The sequence below is a fragment of the Pseudoalteromonas sp. TAE56 genome (assembly GCF_000497955.1).
GTDB lineage: Bacteria > Pseudomonadota > Gammaproteobacteria > Enterobacterales > Alteromonadaceae > Pseudoalteromonas.
Genome location: NZ_AUTN01000073.1, coordinates 17,988 through 37,090 on the forward strand (window position 1 = coordinate 17,988; position 19,103 = coordinate 37,090).

General features: G+C 38.7%; 16 protein-coding genes. 5 read left to right on the forward strand and 11 right to left on the reverse strand.

Annotated features, from left to right (window positions below; genetic code table 11):
• Positions 1-100: 100 nt before the first annotated feature.
• The 9 genes from L656_RS0106440 to dnaK all read right to left on the reverse strand — a co-directional run bounded on the left by L656_RS0106440 (position 101) and on the right by dnaK (position 8,998).
• A complete protein-coding gene (locus L656_RS0106440; RefSeq protein ID WP_024598559.1) occupies positions 101-1,465 on the reverse strand; it encodes a sigma-54-dependent transcriptional regulator in 1,365 nt (454 codons plus the stop codon).
• On the reverse strand, positions 1,458-3,188 hold the full coding sequence (locus L656_RS0106445) for a sensor histidine kinase (protein ID WP_024598560.1): 1,731 nt from the start codon (positions 3,186-3,188) through the stop codon (positions 1,458-1,460). Before L656_RS0106445 ends, L656_RS0106440 begins: the two co-directional genes overlap by 8 nt.
• 171 nt (positions 3,189-3,359) lie before the next feature.
• On the reverse strand, positions 3,360-3,623 hold the full coding sequence (locus L656_RS0106450; protein WP_024598561.1) for a CBU_0592 family membrane protein: 264 nt from the start codon (positions 3,621-3,623) through the stop codon (positions 3,360-3,362).
• A 148-nt stretch (positions 3,624-3,771) separates the two neighbouring features.
• The gene (locus L656_RS0106455) at positions 3,772-4,023 is read right to left on the reverse strand and encodes a hypothetical protein (RefSeq protein WP_024598562.1); all 252 of its coding nucleotides are present in this window, start codon (positions 4,021-4,023) and stop codon (positions 3,772-3,774) included.
• A gap of 143 nt (positions 4,024-4,166) precedes the next feature.
• Positions 4,167-4,535 carry a response regulator gene (locus L656_RS0106460; protein ID WP_024598563.1) on the reverse strand — a complete coding sequence of 123 codons (369 nt, stop codon included), beginning with the start codon at positions 4,533-4,535 and terminating at the stop codon, positions 4,167-4,169.
• Between the two features lie 91 nt (positions 4,536-4,626).
• A complete protein-coding gene (locus tag L656_RS0106465; protein WP_024598564.1) occupies positions 4,627-5,031 on the reverse strand; it encodes a DUF1761 domain-containing protein in 405 nt (134 codons plus the stop codon).
• A gap of 149 nt (positions 5,032-5,180) precedes the next feature.
• Positions 5,181-5,642 (reverse strand): Cys-tRNA(Pro) deacylase, encoded by a 462-nt coding sequence (ybaK, locus tag L656_RS0106470; RefSeq protein ID WP_024598565.1) that lies wholly within the window; start codon positions 5,640-5,642, stop codon positions 5,181-5,183.
• A gap of 97 nt (positions 5,643-5,739) precedes the next feature.
• Complete coding sequence (gene dnaJ / locus L656_RS0106475; protein ID WP_024598566.1) at positions 5,740-6,879, reverse strand: molecular chaperone DnaJ; 1,140 nt, start codon at positions 6,877-6,879, stop codon at positions 5,740-5,742.
• Between the two features lie 202 nt (positions 6,880-7,081).
• On the reverse strand, positions 7,082-8,998 hold the full coding sequence (gene dnaK, locus L656_RS0106480) for a molecular chaperone DnaK (protein ID WP_024598567.1): 1,917 nt from the start codon (positions 8,996-8,998) through the stop codon (positions 7,082-7,084).
• A 239-nt stretch (positions 8,999-9,237) separates the two neighbouring features.
• Here dnaK and L656_RS0106485 point away from each other — a divergent pair, with 239 nt between their 5' ends.
• The 4 genes from L656_RS0106485 (at position 9,238) to L656_RS0106500 (ending at position 13,640) form a co-directional block, all read left to right on the forward strand.
• On the forward strand, positions 9,238-10,053 hold the full coding sequence (locus L656_RS0106485) for a thioesterase family protein (protein ID WP_024598568.1): 816 nt from the start codon (positions 9,238-9,240) through the stop codon (positions 10,051-10,053).
• Positions 10,054-10,237: 184 nt separating this feature from the next.
• Complete coding sequence (locus L656_RS0106490) at positions 10,238-11,404, forward strand: paraquat-inducible protein A (protein WP_024598569.1); 1,167 nt, start codon at positions 10,238-10,240, stop codon at positions 11,402-11,404.
• A complete protein-coding gene (gene pqiB, locus L656_RS0106495; protein WP_024598570.1) occupies positions 11,401-13,032 on the forward strand; it encodes an intermembrane transport protein PqiB in 1,632 nt (543 codons plus the stop codon). The genes L656_RS0106490 and pqiB overlap by 4 nt, the downstream gene beginning before the upstream one ends.
• On the forward strand, positions 13,032-13,640 hold the full coding sequence (locus L656_RS0106500; protein ID WP_024598571.1) for a PqiC family protein: 609 nt from the start codon (positions 13,032-13,034) through the stop codon (positions 13,638-13,640). Before pqiB ends, L656_RS0106500 begins: the two co-directional genes overlap by 1 nt.
• On the opposite strand, the gene L656_RS0106505 is transcribed toward L656_RS0106500, so the two are convergent.
• Positions 13,637-14,143 carry a GNAT family N-acetyltransferase gene (locus L656_RS0106505; RefSeq protein WP_024598572.1) on the reverse strand — a complete coding sequence of 169 codons (507 nt, stop codon included), beginning with the start codon at positions 14,141-14,143 and terminating at the stop codon, positions 13,637-13,639. The genes L656_RS0106500 and L656_RS0106505 overlap by 4 nt on opposite strands.
• Positions 14,144-14,460: 317 nt before the next feature.
• Here L656_RS0106505 and L656_RS0106515 point away from each other — a divergent pair, with 317 nt between their 5' ends.
• Complete coding sequence (locus tag L656_RS0106515) at positions 14,461-15,843, forward strand: Na+/H+ antiporter NhaC family protein (RefSeq protein ID WP_024598573.1); 1,383 nt, start codon at positions 14,461-14,463, stop codon at positions 15,841-15,843.
• A gap of 247 nt (positions 15,844-16,090) precedes the next feature.
• Here L656_RS0106515 and L656_RS0106520 read toward each other — a convergent pair whose 3' ends face one another.
• Entirely contained in the window at positions 16,091-18,973 is a 2,883-nt protein-coding gene (locus L656_RS0106520) for an insulinase family protein (protein WP_024598574.1), read from the reverse strand.
• Between the last annotated feature and the right edge of the window lie 130 nt (positions 18,974-19,103).

Genomic DNA, 19,103 nt, shown 5'->3' on the forward strand with positions numbered 1-19,103 from the left:
ATATTTCATAACCTTGACACTAGCTGTGGTTTTTATCTATACAAGATTGTGCGGATTACCGCACATTAAAAACTAGGCTATGTCACTTTATCCACACATTTTAATCGATGAACATATCGCGGTTGAGCCCATATTTACTCATTTTATCGTAAAGCGTTTTTCGGGCAATTTGTAATGCTTCCATGGTATTTTTAATACTTCCATGGTTTACCTCAAGTGCATGTTCAATTAGTGATTGTTCGTAAAATGATACTTTCTCTGACAAACTTAAATCGGGCGAAAGCTCACCCTGACCTTGTGTTTTTGTGACCGAAAACGCCAGTTCAACGCCTAATAGCACAGCACGCTCAGCTTGGTTTCTAAGTTCTCTCACATTCCCAGGCCAGTCGTAAGCTAATAAACGCTGTTGTAATTCACTGTTTAAGGGCGCTGGTGCTTTGTGATAGCGAGTAGCTGCAATTGAGCTAAAATGTTTAAACAATAAAAGTATATCTGCTTTTCGCTCTCGTAGAGGCGGTATATTTACTTTAACTAAGCTGAGTCTGTAGTATAAATCTGCTCTAAATTCACCTTTTTCAACTAAAGAAAGTAAGTCTACTTTAGTCGCTGCAACAATTCTGATGTCTAAATCAATTGCTTTGTTATCGCCTACAGGTGTTACTTTTCGCTCTTCTAATACGCGTAGTAACTTAACCTGCAGCGACATTGGGGTACTTTCTATTTCATCTAAAAATACCGTACCGCCCTGAGCAAATTCAAACTTACCCTTTCGACTTTGCGTAGCACCGGTGTATGCCCCACTTGCTGCACCAAACAATTCGCTTTCTATTAATTGTTCTGGTACTGCGCCACAGTTAATAGCAACAAAATTACAGCTAGATCGATTACTTTGATCGTGTAGATAACGCGCTACCAGCTCTTTACCAGTGCCAGTTTCACCTTCAATCATCACATCGGTTGGGGTATCTATAATTGTATTTAACAAGTGCATCATGTATTGCATTTTAGGTGTGTCACCTAGTATGCGTACACCTGGGGCTGAGGTTTTCTGTACAGCCACTTTTAATGCGCGGTTCTCCATAACAAGACTTCGTTTGTCGCACGCTCGTGCTATGCAATCAAGAAGGTGTTCGTTAACTGGTTTTTCAAATAAATCATACGCACCTAGTTGCATCGCTTTAACTGCAATCGATACATCAGCGTAACCAGTTAAAAATATTACAGGGAGCTCACTATCAAAAGCCGTTATTTGATCTAAAAGCGTTAAGCCATCCATGTTCGGCATATTTATATCGCTCAGCACAACTCCAGCAAAGCGCCTATTGAGTTTGCTAAGAGCGGTACTTGCGTCATTAAAGCACTCAACGGTGTACCCTTCGAGAGTGAGCAGTTGCTTTAAAGAGTCTCTGATCATTGCTTCATCATCAATGACTATTATGTGATTACAAGGTAGGCTGTCAATCATCTGTATTTTCCTGCCTGTTAGAAAGGCTAATTATAAATTCAGCCCCTCCCTCTAGTCGGTTGTGTGCGCTCAAACATCCATTAAACGAATCAATTATTTGTTTTGATATGGATAAACCAAGGCCTAGACCATTACTTGATTTAGTGCTGTAAAAAGGTTCAAATAAATGACTAAATGCATGTTGCTCAATACCAGAGCCTGTATCTAAAATCGACAGTTTTACACGCTCTTCAAAACACTCCAACTGAAAACTTAAGTTACGAATAATTGCGCCGTTCATAGCTTGGCTAGCATTCGTAATTAAATTAACAAGTACTTGTTCAAACTTGAGCGAATCGACCCATACAACGACTGTTTCATCAAATTGAGGTGGCTCTACTTGTACGTTATCTTGCTTTAGTTGCGCGCTAGAAATCATTAAGGCGTTATTAACAAGCCCTGCAAGCGGGTAAGGTCTGAGCTGCATTTTTGAAGGTTTACTGAAATGCTTTAGTTGACCTACAATTTGATGCACTCGATCAACTAACCCCTCAATCACCACTAAGCTTTCAGCTAATGCTGAAGTATTTCCTTTCGCTAATAAACGCTTTGCCGAAGCTAAATAAGTATTAATAGCACTGAGCGGCTGGTTTATTTCGTGGTTAATTCCTGCACTTAACTGTCCTATTGTCGCAAGCTTTGCAGATTGCACTAAGGCTGTTTGTACTTTTTCCAAAGCTTGAGTGCGCTCAAGTACTTCAAGTTCAAGGCTATGTCTGGAGTACACCAGCTTTTTATAGCCCGCAAACCGAGTTAATAAAATATAACTAATAATAATTATCAAGCTACAGATAATAAATACCCAAAATAAGCGAGGCAGTTGGGCAGAATTAACTTTTGTTATATCAACGAGTACGTTCATTGTGGCATTAAAATATCGTAAAGGTCTTTGCGATATTACGTAAAGTTTTTTATCTATTTTAAAATGTTTAATACCTTCATTAGAAAATTGAAACTGCTTTATATACAAAGGTTGATGATCTAAATAAGCCCGACGAGATTTAATATCTCTGCGCATAGTTATATCAAGATCAGTGAAGCTGTTTAATCGCCACGTTTGCATATCTGACATTGCAATTACGTCATCTGCAAGCTGTAAGAAAAAGTGGCTGCCCTTTGACGTATTTAAAAGCTCTCTGTCGTCCTCAAATTTGCTTACATTGACTTTTAGCACAACAACACCAATGGCTTTATTATCGCGATATACAGCCTGTGAAAAGTAGATACCACGCTCTTTAGAGCGCATACCTAGTGCAAAATACGCTACTTTTTCGCCTGCAAACGCACGTTTGAAATAAGGTCTAAATGCAAAGTTACTACCTAAAAAAGTGTAATCTGCTTGCCAATTACTACTGGCAATAACTTCGCCTTGAGTATTTAGTACAAAAATATCTGATGCACCGCTGGCTTGTTGAATATCAGCAAGGTAGTTATTAATAGCGTTATAGTGCTGTGGCTGCGCATCAACAAAGTCTATCATTAACGAGTTATAGGTAAGTAACTGTGGAATAGCAGAAAAACGAGCAAGTTCAGTATCAATATAGTTATTTAATTGCGTAACTTGGCGTTCAGCCTGGTAAGTTGCTTGCTCAACATCATGAGCTCTACCAAGCCAAAACGTAACAACTAATATAAGTACGAGTAACACAAAAATAGTAATAATTTTTTTAGAAAAGGAAAACATGGATAGCTCGCAAAAAAATAGCCAAGAAAATTTTAGGGCGCTAGTGTAACGGCTAATCTCTAGCAGAGATATAAACTTTTTGTTAACAACAGTTTTAAAGTGCTTAAAAACAAAAATCGCCGTAAACAACTATGTTTACAGCGATCTGTTTAGCATTAAATTAAAAAACAATTAATTTGTAGCTAATGCTGATCTATTTTTAACATATTTATATAAGCCAATTAACGACGCCGCAATCCAAAATATTTCGATTACAAAGCTCGCTAAATTAAAATTATAACAAAGACTAATTAATAGTAAAATCGCCCCTGTTAAATTCATCATATTATACGTTAAGCTAGCTGGAGATGTTTTACCTAGCTGCAGTAAAAAAAACGAACCAACTACTAAAAAAGTACCTGTCATACCTATGATGTCAAATAAGAGTGCTATCACGAAACTATCCTTTATCCATTTTTAAATAACCCAATAAACTGGCCCGATCCATGGGGAGGGTATTTTTTCATTCATTGAAACAGCAAACCGGGCGATTCTATCAATATGGTAAATTCTAACAAGGCCATATGTCCGTATGGAGAAAGCTTTATTTAAACGTTACTTTGCCGCCGATGATTTTATAGGCTGGTGCACCACGAATAATAGCCTCTCGGGCAAATGGGCGGCTACAGTTAGGGCAAATACATGGCTCACTTGTAAAGTCTTGACTAATACGCTCTTTAAAACACTTAACTAATGCTCCCTTCCCTCCTTTTCGATATTTAAATAAGGAAGCTTTACAGGCTGAGCAAAAAATATCGACCGTTTTAGTTGGGCCTTTTTTATTAGGTTTTGCCATTAGGTTCTGCTGTATTATATGAAGAGTTATTAACTATGATATCAGTTTCGATAGGTAAAGGTGACAACTGGGTTTTAGAATTTTTGTGCAGTATGTTCGTTCAAGCTAGCTCATAATAAATTATTGATTATGAGAAATATAACCTAATCCCTAAAAAAGAAGCGGTTTAATTGAGATGATAATACATTCATATTAAAAGGTTTAATTATAAACCCCGATACTTTAGCTGCGATAACTTGCTTAACTTTATCCGTACTGTCTTCACAAGTAACCATTAAAACGGGGATATCAGTGAGTGCTTTATCCTGTCGAATATTAGTGAGTAAATCAACGCCATCCATTTTTGGCATATGAAGATCTGTAATAACCAAATCGAAATGCTGGTGACGTAATAAAGCCAAAGCTTGCAATCCATCAGTCGCCTCAACGATATTGCTATACTCTAGTTTTCTCAGCATATTAATTAATACATGTCGCATAAGCGGCATATCATCAACAACTAATATTTTCATTAGTACGTTTACCAAGTCATGTAAAGGGGATTATATAAAACTACTCTACTCGAAGATAAGGAGCAAATTTGGTTTTACTAATTATTTGAACTTACGGCCATATTCCTAAAATGAGCCCCATTAACGAAAACTGTAAAACATGATAACCCCCGTTAATTAAAAAAAGCTTTAAAGGACGTTGCTCAAATATATAACTTAATCCTAATGAACTACTGATCCAAAAAAAGCCGATCACAAAGCCTGCCCCTATACTTTCACCTACGCTTGCGTCCTTACCTAAAAAAAGAGACAGCATTAAAGCCGCTATAAAAACTAAAAAAAAGCTGCCACCAAATATCAACTTAGGGTTAGCCGATTGTAAGTCCAGATCAGTTAAGCCACTACTTTCTAGCCAAGCATTTTTAAAGAAAGCTTTTGAGTACCATATACCGCCAAGCATAAAAGAAGACAGCGCAGCCACTAGTATCGCAAAATAATTAACATCTAAAAGGTTCATACAAACAGCCGTATACAAAATGTGTGATACCGTTTGGATAAAATATTAACGGTATAAAGATACTCCCAATGTAGTTATAAATAAGGTATTGAGCAAATTGCTTAACTTGAATTAATTGTTTGTATAGAAGGTAATTATTAAAATATAGTTTATAAATCGCCAAATTTTGCATTGGTTAATAAGGCTAAATCAGTTGGTGAGAGTGCTATTTCTAAGCCTCGTTTTCCGGCGCTTACAAAAATAGTATCAAAGAGTAAAGCACTGCTATGAATAAACGTAGCTAGACGCTTTTTTTGTCCAAGCGGACTCACCCCTCCTAAAATATAACCGGTACTAACTTGTACTTTTTGTGGGGGCGCCATAATTACTTTTTTAGCTCCACATAATTTAGCTAACTGTTTTAAATTAACTTGTTGAGATACAGGCGTTACGGCAACAATCAGTTGCCGTTCATGTGTTTCAAGTACTAAGGTTTTAAAGACTTTGTCACTATTGAGGTTAAGTTTTTCAACAGCCTCAGACCCATAATGGCTATTATTCTTATCATGCTCATAACTGAGTACTTCAAAGGGGATTTTTTGCTTTTTAAGTAGATCTATTGCTGGAGTCATGCTGTTTCATCTTTTTTGTTCACAGTAACAAAAATTAAGTTTAAAGCAAAAAAAACGACGCTAAAAGCGTCGTTTTTTTGTTCATAATAATTTAAATTTATTTAGTTAAATCATCAAAAAACTTTTTAACACCATCAAAAAAGCCTTGCTCTTTAGGACGGTTTTTCGAGCTATCTGTACCCATGCTTTCATCTAACTCTTGAAGTAGTTCTCGTTGACGCTCGTTAAGATTAACTGGCGTTTCGATTACCACCTTACAAATTAGATCGCCTTGTGCACCACTGCGAACAGACTTAACACCTTTGCCACGCATACGGAACATTTTGCCCGTTTGAGTTTCAGAAGGTATTTTAAGCTTTGCTCGACCATCAAGTGTTGGCACCTGAATTTCGCCACCAAGGCCTGCTGTAGTAAAGCTAATTGGTACTTCACAGTATAAATTGTTCGCTTCACGTACAAATATTTCATGCTCGCGAACCGATACTTGCACGTATAAGTCGCCCGATGGCGCGCCATGCATTCCGGCTTCGCCTTCACCCGTTAAGCGGATACGGTCGCCTGTATCAACGCCAGCTGGAATTTTAACTGAAAGCGTTTTAGTTTTTTCTACGCGGCCTTGTCCATGACAACTGTTACAAGGATCTGAAATAATCTGACCTTGTCCCTGACATGTAGGACACGTTTGCTGTACAGCAAAGAAACCCTGGCGCATTTGTACTTGGCCAGCACCATGACAAGTAGTACATGTTTTAGGTTTAGAACCCGCTTTAGCACCACTGCCATCACACGGCTCACAGCCAACCCATGTAGGTACTTTAATTTCAACTTCTTTACCACGAACAGCTTCTTCTAAGCTTAAGTCCATGTTGTAACGCAAATCAGATCCACGTTGTTGACGAGATTGACGTCGACCACCGCCGCCACCAAAAATATCGCCAAATACGTCGCCAAATACATCACCAAAGTCGCCATGTCCGCCACCAAAACCACCGTGACCGCCACCGCCGCCTTGTTCAAACGCTGCGTGACCATGTTGGTCATACATTTGACGTTTTTGACCGTCAGTTAAAATTTCGTAAGCTTCTTTAACTTCTTTAAACTTAGTTTCAAGCTCTTTATCACCTGCGGTACGGTCTGGATGATATTTCATCGCTAAGCGTTTATACGCTTTTTTTATGTCTCGCTCACTCGCATCTTTGCTTACGCCGAGGACTTCGTAATAATCGCGTTTTGACATATCTATCACACTACTCTTTTCTGTTTGCAGCGTGAGCTGCTGGATAAACCGATAAATCGCATCGATTTATCATTGAATTTTTAAACCTTAAATACATGCAAAAGGCGCGACAAGCTATTGCTCGCGCGCCTCAATTGTTCATCCTAACCTAAACACCTAACTGAGTTAAGTACTTTTGGTCAGCGAGAAGCGTTAGCAACAATTACTTGTCGTCTTTCACTTCTTCGAACTCTGCATCAACAACGTCGTCGTCTTGCTTAGTTGACTGTTGTTGCTCGCCTGCATCTGCTGAACCTTGCTGAGCTTTCGCTTGAGCAATTTCCATTAGTTTTTGAGACTTTTCAGCAAGAGCTTGAGTTTTAGCTTCAATCTCTTCTTTATTGTCGCTCTTAATTGCAGCTTCTAAATCTACAACAGCAGCTTCAATCGCTTCTTTGTCTTCGCTTGGTAATGCATCGCCAGCTTCTTCAATTTGCTTGCGAGTACCGTGAACTAGAGCATCAGCTTGGTTACGAGCAGCTACAAGTTCTTCAAACTTTTTATCGTCTTCAGCATGTGCTTCTGCGTCACGAACCATTTTTTCAACTTCTTCATCGCTTAAGCCTGAAGATGCTTGAATTGTAATTTTTTGCTCTTTACCTGTATCTTTATCTTTCGCAGATACATGTAAGATACCATCGGCGTCAACATCGAATGTTACTTCGATTTGCGGTGTACCGCGTTGCGCTGGACGAATACCTTCTAGGTTAAATTGGCCTAGTGATTTATTGTCGCTTGAACGTTTACGCTCACCTTGTAACACGTGAATTGTTACAGCAGATTGGTTATCTTCAGCTGTTGAGAATGTTTGCGATTTCTTAGTAGGAATCGTCGTGTTTTTCTCAATTAATGCAGTCATTACTGAACCCATTGTCTCAATACCTAGAGATAATGGAGAAACATCTAGTAATAGTACATCTTTAACGTCACCAGCAAGTACACCACCTTGAATCGCTGCGCCTACTGCAACTGCTTCATCAGGGTTAACGTCTTTACGTGGCTCTTTGCCAAAGAAATCAGCAACAGTTTTTTGTACTAAAGGCATACGTGTTTGGCCACCAACAAGAATAATGTCGTTGATGTCGCTTACTGATAAATCAGCATCAGCAAGTGCACGTTTTAATGGCTCTAGAGACTTCATTACTAAATCTTCAACTAGTGACTCAAGCTTAGCACGTGTTAGTTTCACGTTCATGTGCTTAGGACCAGATGCATCAGCAGTTACATACGGAAGATTTACTTCTGTAGACTGTGCAGATGAAAGTTCGATTTTTGCTTTTTCTGCAGCTTCTTTAACACGTTGCATTGCAAGAGGATCAGTTTTTAAGTCTAAACCTTGATCTTTCTTGAATTCAGCTACTAGGTAGTTGATTACGCGGTTATCGAAATCTTCACCACCTAAGTGAGTGTCGCCGTTAGTAGCTAGCACTTCAAAAGTGTGCTCGCCTTCAACTTCATCAATTTCAATGATTGATAAATCGAAAGTACCGCCACCTAAGTCATATACTGCAACTACGTTTTCGCCACGGTTTTTATCCATACCGTAAGCAAGTGCCGCAGCAGTTGGCTCATTGATAATACGTTTAACTTCAAGACCCGCAATACGACCAGCATCTTTAGTAGCTTGGCGTTGTGAATCGTTAAAGTATGCAGGTACTGTGATTACGGCTTCAGTTACTTCTTCACCTAAGAAGTCTTCAGCTGTTTTCTTCATTTTTTTCAGTACTTCAGCAGAAATTTGTGGTGCAGCGCGTTTTTCGCCACCCGCTTCTACCCATGCATCGCCGTTATCAGCTTTAATAATTTTGAACGGCATGATGCCGATATCACGTTGAACTTCTTCGTCTTCAAAACGACGACCAATTAAACGCTTAATTGCAAATAATGTATTTGTCGGGTTAGTAACCGCTTGACGTTTAGCAGATTGACCTACTAAAGTTTCTCCGTCTTGCGTATAAGCAATAATAGACGGGGTTGTGCGATCGCCTTCCGCGTTTTCAATAACACGTGCTTTGCCACCATCAAGTACTGCAACACAAGAGTTTGTAGTACCTAAATCTATTCCAATAATTTTACCCATGAAATCTCTCCAACTTCAATATTCGTTAAACGTTCGATGACTAGTAAATAGGGTTGCTCCAAACTTATTTCAACTGTAAAAATGAAAAAAAATTCATTTTTTGTGATTTATTTACAAAATAACCCTAATAATTGTAAGGAATGGTGATTTTTACACCGCCAGGGACGCTTTTAATTACTGGTCTGACTAGTGACGTTGTGTTATAAATTTATTAAATCGCACTATAAAAGGACATCTTCATGCATTTTGAGCAACTACTTCAACAAGCGGAAAAAATTGGTCAAACCGAAAATACAGAACAATTAAATAATACAATGCAATTTCCAGAAAACTGGTGCCAAGGCAGAACTGCTTTTGGTGGGCTTTCAGCCGCACTGCTGTATCAAGCAATCAGAGGTAAGGTAACGAATGATCGTCGCTTACTTTCGCTTAGTACTAATTTTGTAGGACCATTACTTGCCGATACTCCTTTTTCTTTGTCCGTTGAAATATTGCGCCAAGGTAAAAGCAGTACACAGGTACTCGCCAAAGCAATTCAAAATGAACAAGTGTGCGTAATTGTACAAGCGTGTTTTGCTAAAAGTAGAGAATCGGGTATTAATGTGCCTGTTTCAAAATCTTTGGGTTTAAAGCCGGTAGACGAGCGCCATACACTACCTTTTATAAAAGGTCAGATGCCTGAATTTTTCCAACATGTTGATTTATGCCCGCAGCAAGGCGCGATGCCATTTAGTAGTGCAGAAACGTCTCACCTGGGTGGCTGGATGCGCTTTAAGCAAATCCCAGAACACATAACTGAGGCTCATGTTATTGCATTAACAGATGCTTGGCCGCCAACACTTTTACAAATGTTTAAACAACCCGCTCCTGCAAGTAGCATGTCGTGGTATTTAGAATTTGTGCAAGAGCCAAACTTAACACCTGGAGAATGGCTTGGCTTTGAAGCAATTACTCATCATTCTAAAGATGGCTACGGTTTAGAAGATGGCTGTATATGGTCGCAGTCGGGTGAACTCATTGCGCTTACACGCCAAACCGTGGCTTTATTTGACTAAAAGTACTAAAGCCAAACAAAATTAATATGTTTGGCTATTAAATGCTTATTAGCAGAACGCGTTGTATTAATGTATTAAATATAGCAAAATTGAAGAAATATTCTTCTTGCTTGGTATTAAATTGCAAACTGTATGCCCCTGCTGCGATCTGATCATAGATATACCTCGCATAATCGCAAAACAAATGGCGATATGCCCACATTGTCACCATAAACTTTGCGAAGCGGATCTTAATCACGACAGCCGTATAGTTGCACTAAGCTTTAGCGCACTATTAATGCTGCTGAGCAGTATGTTTTATCCTTTTATTTCATTTAGTAGTAGCGGTATTACTCAAACTATTACACTGCCCGACGCGGCTCGAATTTTGTTTAATTACGATAGTGAGCTACTTGGCTTATTTATTGATTTGAGCATTATTGCCCTACCTATGGGTTTGCTTCTTATTTTAATTCCTTTGCATCTTGGGGTTTTAAGAGCATTACCAGAGGGCATTGCAAGGCGACTACTAAAATTCACGCTTGCGCTAGAGCCTTGGATTATGTCTGAAATATTTTTAATTGGTGTACTTGTTAGTATGGTTAAAATCATGTCGCTGGCTGATATTAGCTTCGGCACGAGTTTTTGGGCTTATGTGGGGTTTGTTATTTTATACATAGCTGCGCTCGTTCACTTAAATCGCCCGCGCTTATGGGCTCAAATAAAGCCTGTAAAAATACTCGAAGGCGCTGAGCATGCTAAACGTGCAATAGATGAAAATATTAAAGCCTGTCATGTTTGCCATCAACTATGTACCGGTAATATTTGTCAGCGTTGCCATACAAAAACGCATGTGCGAAACCCTTACAGCGTACAAAAAGCAGCAGCTTGGTTAATTACTTCTGTCGTTTGTTATATTCCAGCTAATATTTTACCGATTATGCATACCACTAGCTTGGGAGATGAATCGCCTTCGACTTTAATTGGTGGCGTAATTACACTTTGGAAAAGTGGCTCCTACCCTATTGCCGCTATTATATTTTTAGCCAGCGTTGTGGTGCCACTTGCTAAAGCTTTTGTACTCAGCTTTTTATGCTTTATGGTAACAAGGCCTGCCAATAGGCATACTAAAAGTTACACCCGGATTTATCAACTTACTGAATTTATTGGAAAGTGGTCGATGATAGATGTATTTGTGGTTGCTATTTTAGTTGCCTTAGTTCAGCTGGGTAATTTAATGTCAGTAACTCCAGGATTAGGCATTGTATTTTTTACAGTTATGGTAATATGCCAAATGATGGCTGCCCATGCCTTTGACCCACGCTTATTGTGGGATTCCCCTAAAAACAAAAAATCAGAGAACAAAGCATGACCGAAACTGCCGAAATAACAAAAGAACCGAAAATTTCCGCTATCTGGATCATTCCGGCAATTGCGCTTTTAGTGGGCATGTGGATGTTATACCAATACCAAGCTAATAAAGGCCCTACAATTTTTATCGAGATGCCACAAGCCGAAGGCATTATTGCAGGTAAAACTGAAATAAAAGTGCGCAGTGTAAAAATAGGTCAAATTGACCATGTTCGACTATCAGACACCCAAGACAGCGTTATTGCCCGCGCGCAAATAGATAAAAATTATAACGAGCTACTGACTGACGATGCCAAAATTTGGGTCGTTAAACCACGCATTGATGAAACAGGTATTAGCGGAATGAGCACGCTATTGTCTGGTGTATATTTAGAGTTTTCACCAGGTGAAAGTAAAGAGCTAAAAGAGCGTTTTAAATTACAAGACGAACCCGCCCTCATTGGTAAAGATGTGAAAGGTGGCCGTTTCAAATTAATGAGTTACAACGCTGAAGTGCTTGATGTGAGTACCGGTATATTTTTCAAAAATTACAAAATAGGTCAAATAGAAACCGCCACTTTTGATTGGGAAAACCAGGCAATGAAGTACGGCGTATTTATTAAAGAACCATATCAAAACCTGATCACCATGAACTCTATTTTTTGGGTGAACGCAGGGATTGAAATTGACCTATCTGCCGATGGCATCAATATTAATACGGGCTCTTTGAGTAAGCTTTTAAAGGGCGGCATTTCGGTTGGCTTACCTGAGCAGCAGGCACCAGGTGAAATAGCACAAGATGGCCATAGCTTCTCATTAAGCCAAAGCTATAAAGAAGCGCTAGAAGAGCGTTTTTACGACTTTGATTACTACCTAATTGAATTTGAACAATCAGTTCGAGGACTACGCACTGGTGCGCCTGTAGAATATAGAGGAATGCGTGTAGGTACTGTTGTTGAAACTCCTGCCAATGTAATTATTGACGGTAAACCTGNGGTTCCGGTGCTTATAAAAGTAGAGTACGGACGCTTGTATCACGACAGTGCTTCAGCTAAAGAATATTGGCAAGGTAGTTTAAAAGGCTGGATTGAGAGTGGTATGCGCGCTTCATTAAAACCGGGCAATTTATTAACGGGTGCAGTGTACGTTGATTTTGATATATACCCAGATGCACCAGAAGCCCACCTAGGTAAACTTGTGCAATATGATGTTTTTCCGAGTATTTCTAGCGGCATAACCGTATTAGCAGACCAAGTCTCTGACGTACTTAATAAAGTAAATAACTTAAAAGTTGAAGATAGCTTAGAACAAATGCAAGCCACATTTACCGATTACCGAGCGCTTGCTAATGAAATGCGAGAGCTGCTAAGCCAAAAAGATACGCAAAACTTACCAGGCGACTTTAACCGTAACTTCGAAAAGATGACAAAAAGTATGGAGCAATTTGAAGTAACTATGCGCCAATTTGATAAAACCATGGCCAGTTACCAAGCAGGTTCTGAACTTCATCATCAAATACAACAAACGTTAAAAGAGTTTAAACGTTTAAGTGAGGGCCTACAGCCTTTAACTCGCGGATTAAACGAGCAACCTAATATGCTAATTTTTGATAAATCATTACCAGCAGATCCAAAACCAAGGAAGCAATAATGAAATCGTTATTTTTAACTGCAAGTTCATTATTACTATTGGCAGGTTGTAGTTCATCAATACAAACTGCCACACAGTATTATCAGTTTGAGCAGCCTATTGGTGCATCGTCTCGAAATGTAACAGATACAGACGCACAACTAAGAATACAAACCGTTGTACTCAGAGGTGCTTTAAATAATTTAGGTATTGCTATGAAAATAGACAGTAACCAAATACATGCTGCTAATTACAACTTGTGGGGCGAATCGCCGGATGTAATGCTCACTGCAACAGCCCAGCAAGCGCTTTTTAATGCTATGCCAAATTGGATGGTAATAAAGGGCTTACCGGTCATTACTGAACTCGATCAACAAACATTTTATGAACTTGAGTACGAGATTCACCACTTTAATGGCGATATGGAAGGTAACGCTGATATTTCAGGACTTTGGCGTTTATATTACACACACCCTGAAACAGGCCGACGTCTTATAAGTATTCATAATTTTTCGCAATTGGTCCCTATTGATGATGACGGTTATGACGGTTTGGTTTCGACACTTGAAGCAACATGGCTAAATATAAACCTAAATGTTGCAAAACAAATAGAACAAGCAAGACTTTAATCATTAAGTGAAAATATAATCACGGCGGTTTTATCATTGTTGATAACCGCCTTGCCCTCTATTTTAAAGCCCAATTTTAACAACACATTCTGCGATGCCCTATTATCTGGTGATGCTATTGCACACAGCTTTGTAATTCCAAATTTATGCTTATGTTGCAAAAGTGCGGTAGCCGCCTCAAAAATATAGCCCTTTTTTTCAAAATCGCTTACAAGTGCAAAACCTAAATCAGGTTGTTGTAACGCTGCTCGTTTATAAAACCCAACAACGCCAACCACTACAGCATTATGCAAAGTAATAACGTAAGGCCCAAAGCCTTGGTATTTATGAGAAGCAATAAATGACTGATTGATGTATGACTTAGCATCATCAAGAGTATAAATTGCTTTATCGCCAATGTGCTTTATAAAACTAGCCTGATTAACTAATTTTAGCAGCACAGCTGCATCACTTGCATTTGCATGGCGCAACAACAGTCGATTTGTTTTAAATACTGCGTTCAATATAAGTTCCTCTAAAAAACTTTGTTTAGCATGTAACTTTTTGTTGACTGAAATTAAAAAGCAGATTATTTTTGCGCCGATGTTTTTACAGGCACAACAATAGCGGTTTGCACTCCTTGCACCGTCTGGCGCCAAAGCCAACGCGTTTCACTTAAGCTGCTATTTAACATAACTGTTTATGTGTCCCTCCCACGCGTACAAAAGCAGTGACTTGGAAAATGATTTAACAACAAACTTATCATCTTCTTTGTTTTTGTATAAGCAGCTTGAAAATTAATTTAATTTTTATGCATGCTTTTAATTTTGTGAATACTTAAATGCTTGAACCTTCTGCGTTGAGTTTACTACCACCGTTAGTGGTGGTCGTATTGGCTGTAGTATTACGCCGCCCTATTTTATCTTTACTTATTGGTGCTTTAGTTGGTTTAGTCTTAGCCGACCCTGCACAAGTACTTACTAACTTTGCGAGTACATCGCTAAAAGTGATGACAGACGAAACCATCGGCTGGCTAATACTTGTGTGTGGTGGTTTTGGCGCTCTTATCGCGCTATTAGTGCGTACAGGTGGCGCATCAGCTTTTGGTAAGTTAGCTCTTAAGTACACCAAAGGTAAGCGTTCATCTTTGTTTATGACCTTTTGCTTAGGTGTGGTTATTTTTATTGATGACTACTTAAATGCCCTTACTGTGGGTGAAACAATGAAACGCATTACCGATAAATTTAAAGTTAGCCGTGAAATGCTAGCTTACGTTGTTGACTCAACAGCTGCACCAATTTGTGTGCTTGTCCCTTTATCTACCTGGGCGGTATTTTTTGGTGGTTTACTCGTAGATAACGGTATTGCTGAAGAAGGCAAAGGGATTGCTGTTTATATTCAAGCTATTCCGTACATGTTTTACGCGTGGTTTGCAGTGCTTGTTGTTTTACTTGTTGTGTTGGGTGTTATTCCTGCGATTGGTCCAATGAAAAAAGCAGAACAAATGGCGCAAATTGAGCAAGCTCAAGTCGATCCAGCTCAATACAACAACATTCAAACAGCAGATGAGTACGCAGTAAAAGCAGCTGAAGAAAACTTTGAAGATGCCGACCCTAAAGGTAAATTACGTAACTTTTTAGTACCTATTATTTTACTAGTCGCATTTACTGTTTACTTTGAAATAGACGTATACAAAGGCTTATTAGCAACAATGGCGGTCACTCTCCCATTTTATGCGCTACAAAAATTAATGAGCGTAAGTGAAATGATTGAGCGCATGCTTGATGGCTTTAAAAGTATGATCCCCGCTATTGGTACTGTTATAGCGGCGTTTATATTTAAAGATGTATGCGACTTAATTGGTTTGCCTCAGTTTGTTATTGGCAGCTTAAGCCCTTATATGACCGCAGCATATTTACCAGCCGTGGTATTTATTTCAATGGCTATTTTAGCGTTTGCAACGGGGTCTAGCTGGGGTATTTTTGCTGTATCAATTCCGATTGTTATGCCACTGGCAAATGCAGTTGATGCAAACATACCGCTGGTCATTGGTGCGCTATTATCGGCTTCTTCTTTTGGTAGCCAAGCGTGTTTTTACTCAGATTCAACGGTGCTCGCAGCGCAAGGCTCTGGTTGTAATTTAATGAGCCATGCCGTTACACAATTGCCTTACACGCTAATTGCTGCGGCATTAGCTGTTATAGGCTTTTTAATAATGGCTTAAATATTATACCAATCCGCAATAATACTTAATCATTTTACGGGGCTAAACGTGTCGCTACCTGCGTTAAAAAAATTTCATTTAGAACAACTAAATAGCAAATTTTTGCCTAGCTATCAACACGTTTTTCCATCCTCAAAATAGATCACTTAATTAAGCGAATTGGTATTATTAGTAAATATAGTGAGATAAATAATAAACCCCAATGTAGCAATACATTGGGGTTTATTTTTAGCTGTATAAATAAAGCTTATTTTTGTAGTTTAATACCATTGTAATAGGCATCAAGCGTTGTGATTTTAGTTTGATTTGGTAAATCGGCAAAGTCACTTTCTATAAACTTAGTACCGCGTAATTGCACATTTAAACGTGCGGCATTAGGATTAAGCATTGTTTGCTTGTAGTAGTCTTTTATATCTGCAAGCGTTACTTTTTCAACTTCATCAATCAGCTTTTGCTTAGAATCAAAGGTAAAGTTTTCACGGTACCAATCGTTTATAAGTGGTCTCATTTCGTCACTTAAGTTTTTAGGTTGCTCTTTAAGTGATACTAGGGTTGAGTTTTTAAGCTGCTCAAAAGTCTCTTCGCTCATGTTATCAAGTTCAACTGCGTATTCTTTTTTAAACTTATCAAAACGAGCTTGTATTTCTTTAGGACCTTTAACCGGTGTTTGAATATACAAACCAATTGCAGAGTAACCCTCGATTGGGCGAGCTAATGCACCTACTGCATACGCAAGTTGCTCCTCAGTACGCATTTTATCAAACGCAACCGTTCTAAAGTGACTTTGTAATACAGCCGCTTCTGCTTTTTGTCTGTAACCCGCAACTGGATGAACGGTCATATCAACTACAGCTACATCAGCTACATCAATATCTTTTTGCAGTACCAGCGTTTCGCCAGGTTGAGGTAACCAAGCTTTGCTGCGCGCAAATTCACTGAGTTTATGGTTACTTGGTAGTGTTGCGCTTAATTCTTCTGCAATCGCGTCTATATCTTGCTGATTATAGTTACCGTAACTAAATACGCGTAAATCGTTTTGTGCAAACGTAGCTGTTTTTAATTGTGCTAAGTCGGCAACACTCAGTGAGTCAGCGGCTTTAATAAGCGCCTCTGTATCAAATCCACCTGTACGAGTTAGTTTTGAGTACTCGCCAAATGCTTGTGCATACGGAAACTGCTTTTGTTGGTTTAGTAAATTACGTTTAAAGCGATCTACTGCTTGGCTAAATGCTTGCGCTGTTTCATCGGCTTTTAATCCGGTTAAAGCTTGTTTAAGTAATACATCTTGTTTATCTGTAAAACCACTCATAGATAAAACAAGGCCATTACTCGGCGCGAGGCTTACACTCATACCAGCGATTGCTGCTTCGGTACTTAACTGACTTTGTTGAATATTGTATAAATCAGCCCAAACAGAATAAAGTACTTCTGCTTTAATATCGTTTAAACCTGGTTGAGTATTTATATAAACTTCAACAAGCCCTTTTGGCTGCTCTGCAAATTTTTGACTTGCTTGGCGCCATACTTTTACACCATTTTTATCGTATGCAAGCTCAGGGTGTTTTTGCTCTTTAAAAGCTTGAGTTTTTATTGCAAAATTTTCAGGTAATAAATTATTTACAGTTGGTAGTGCTAGCTTAAACTCGCTTGGTTTTTTCCAGCTGGCAATTTCATCATCGCTAATATCACTAATGCGGTATTTGCCGTCGTAAAAATGTAATTGCGAGTCTGTCTCTTCTTGCTGCGATACATACCAAATACGAAGGGTATCGGCATTTAACTGCTCAAGTACCTTGTTTACAGCGTCAGCGTCAAACTTTGCATAATAATATGGCGCATTAATAGCGTGATTTAACGGATAATCTTGCATGCTTTGTGTAAGCGAGCTTACATAATTAAACTCATCACCTTTTTCTAAAAACTTAAACTGGTTGTTTAGTGATGTACGAATTTCGTTGAAGTATTTGCTATCAACGCCTTCGTTTTTAACTAAATCGATGTACTGCATGATAGTTGCAACTATTTCATCACGATTTTTCATGCCTTCATCTGTAAGCTCTACATTTACGTTTAACGAACCGTAGTTACCATATTGATTTGGTGCAGCTGAAGCTGACAACTGAGATACCCACCCTTTGTCACGAAGTAGTTGCGCTGGGCTGCCTGGCATTTCATTACTTAGTAGATACGCTACAAATCGGTTTGGTTTAAGCGCAAATTCGCTATTATTATTAGCAATGGTGAAATCAAGTTGTAGCTGTTTTACATCTTCATTTGGTGCATAAAACACGCGTTTTCCGCCAGCGTTATCAAAATCAAGTTTTGCAGTTACTGCTGGTTTTTCGATATTTTTATTTTTTATATCTGCAAAGTATTTTTGCGCTTTTTGCTCCATTTCAGCAATAGATAAATTAGAAATAAGCGCAACTTTCATAATATTTGAAGAGTAATATTTATGATAAAAATCAACCGTTTCTTTATGAAGTGAACTGTTTTCCTTATCGCCAAGCGTTTCTAGGTTACCAATTAAAAAGCGATTAGCTGGGTGATCGCCCATCATTTTACGCGCGAGTTTAAATTGACCAAAAAAGTCCATTTCGCGGCGCATTGACCACTCTGCGTTTACTGCATTTTTTTCTTTGTCTGTGTATTCTGGGTATAACTTAGGTGCTTTGAAAAAGTCAGAAAAACGGTCTAGCCCTTCATCAAACGCGTCGTTATTAATTTTAAACATGTAATTAGTAATATCGAGCCAAGTATACGCATTGTGCGCGCCACCATTTTTGGTCATAAAATCAGAATACCCTTTTGTGTCTGGGTAGCGATCTGTGCCTAAAAACAGCATATGCTCTAAATAATGAGCCATACCTTGTTGCGACATCGGGTCGTGTAGTAAACCAACCCCAACGCTTAGTGCTGCTGCTGATTTTTCAGCACCTGGATCTGACACTAAAATAACTTCAATGTCGTTTGCCAGCTTAAGTGTTTTATATTCGCGGTTATCGTTAGGGCTTACAACTAACGTATCTGATAATAAAAAGGCCTGAGGCGCCACAGAAACCGAAGCTGTATTTGAACAACCACTTAAAACTGCAAGTGCAATAGCACTAAAACCAATAATCTTTTTCATTTTTGTTTTCCATTAAAAAGTATTGCGCAAAATAGCGTGCGCCAATTCAAAGCAATATAGTTAAGCTAAACTAACATTTTCAATTAATAACTTTCTACAAAATAAAGCTATTTTGTGTAACACATTGTGA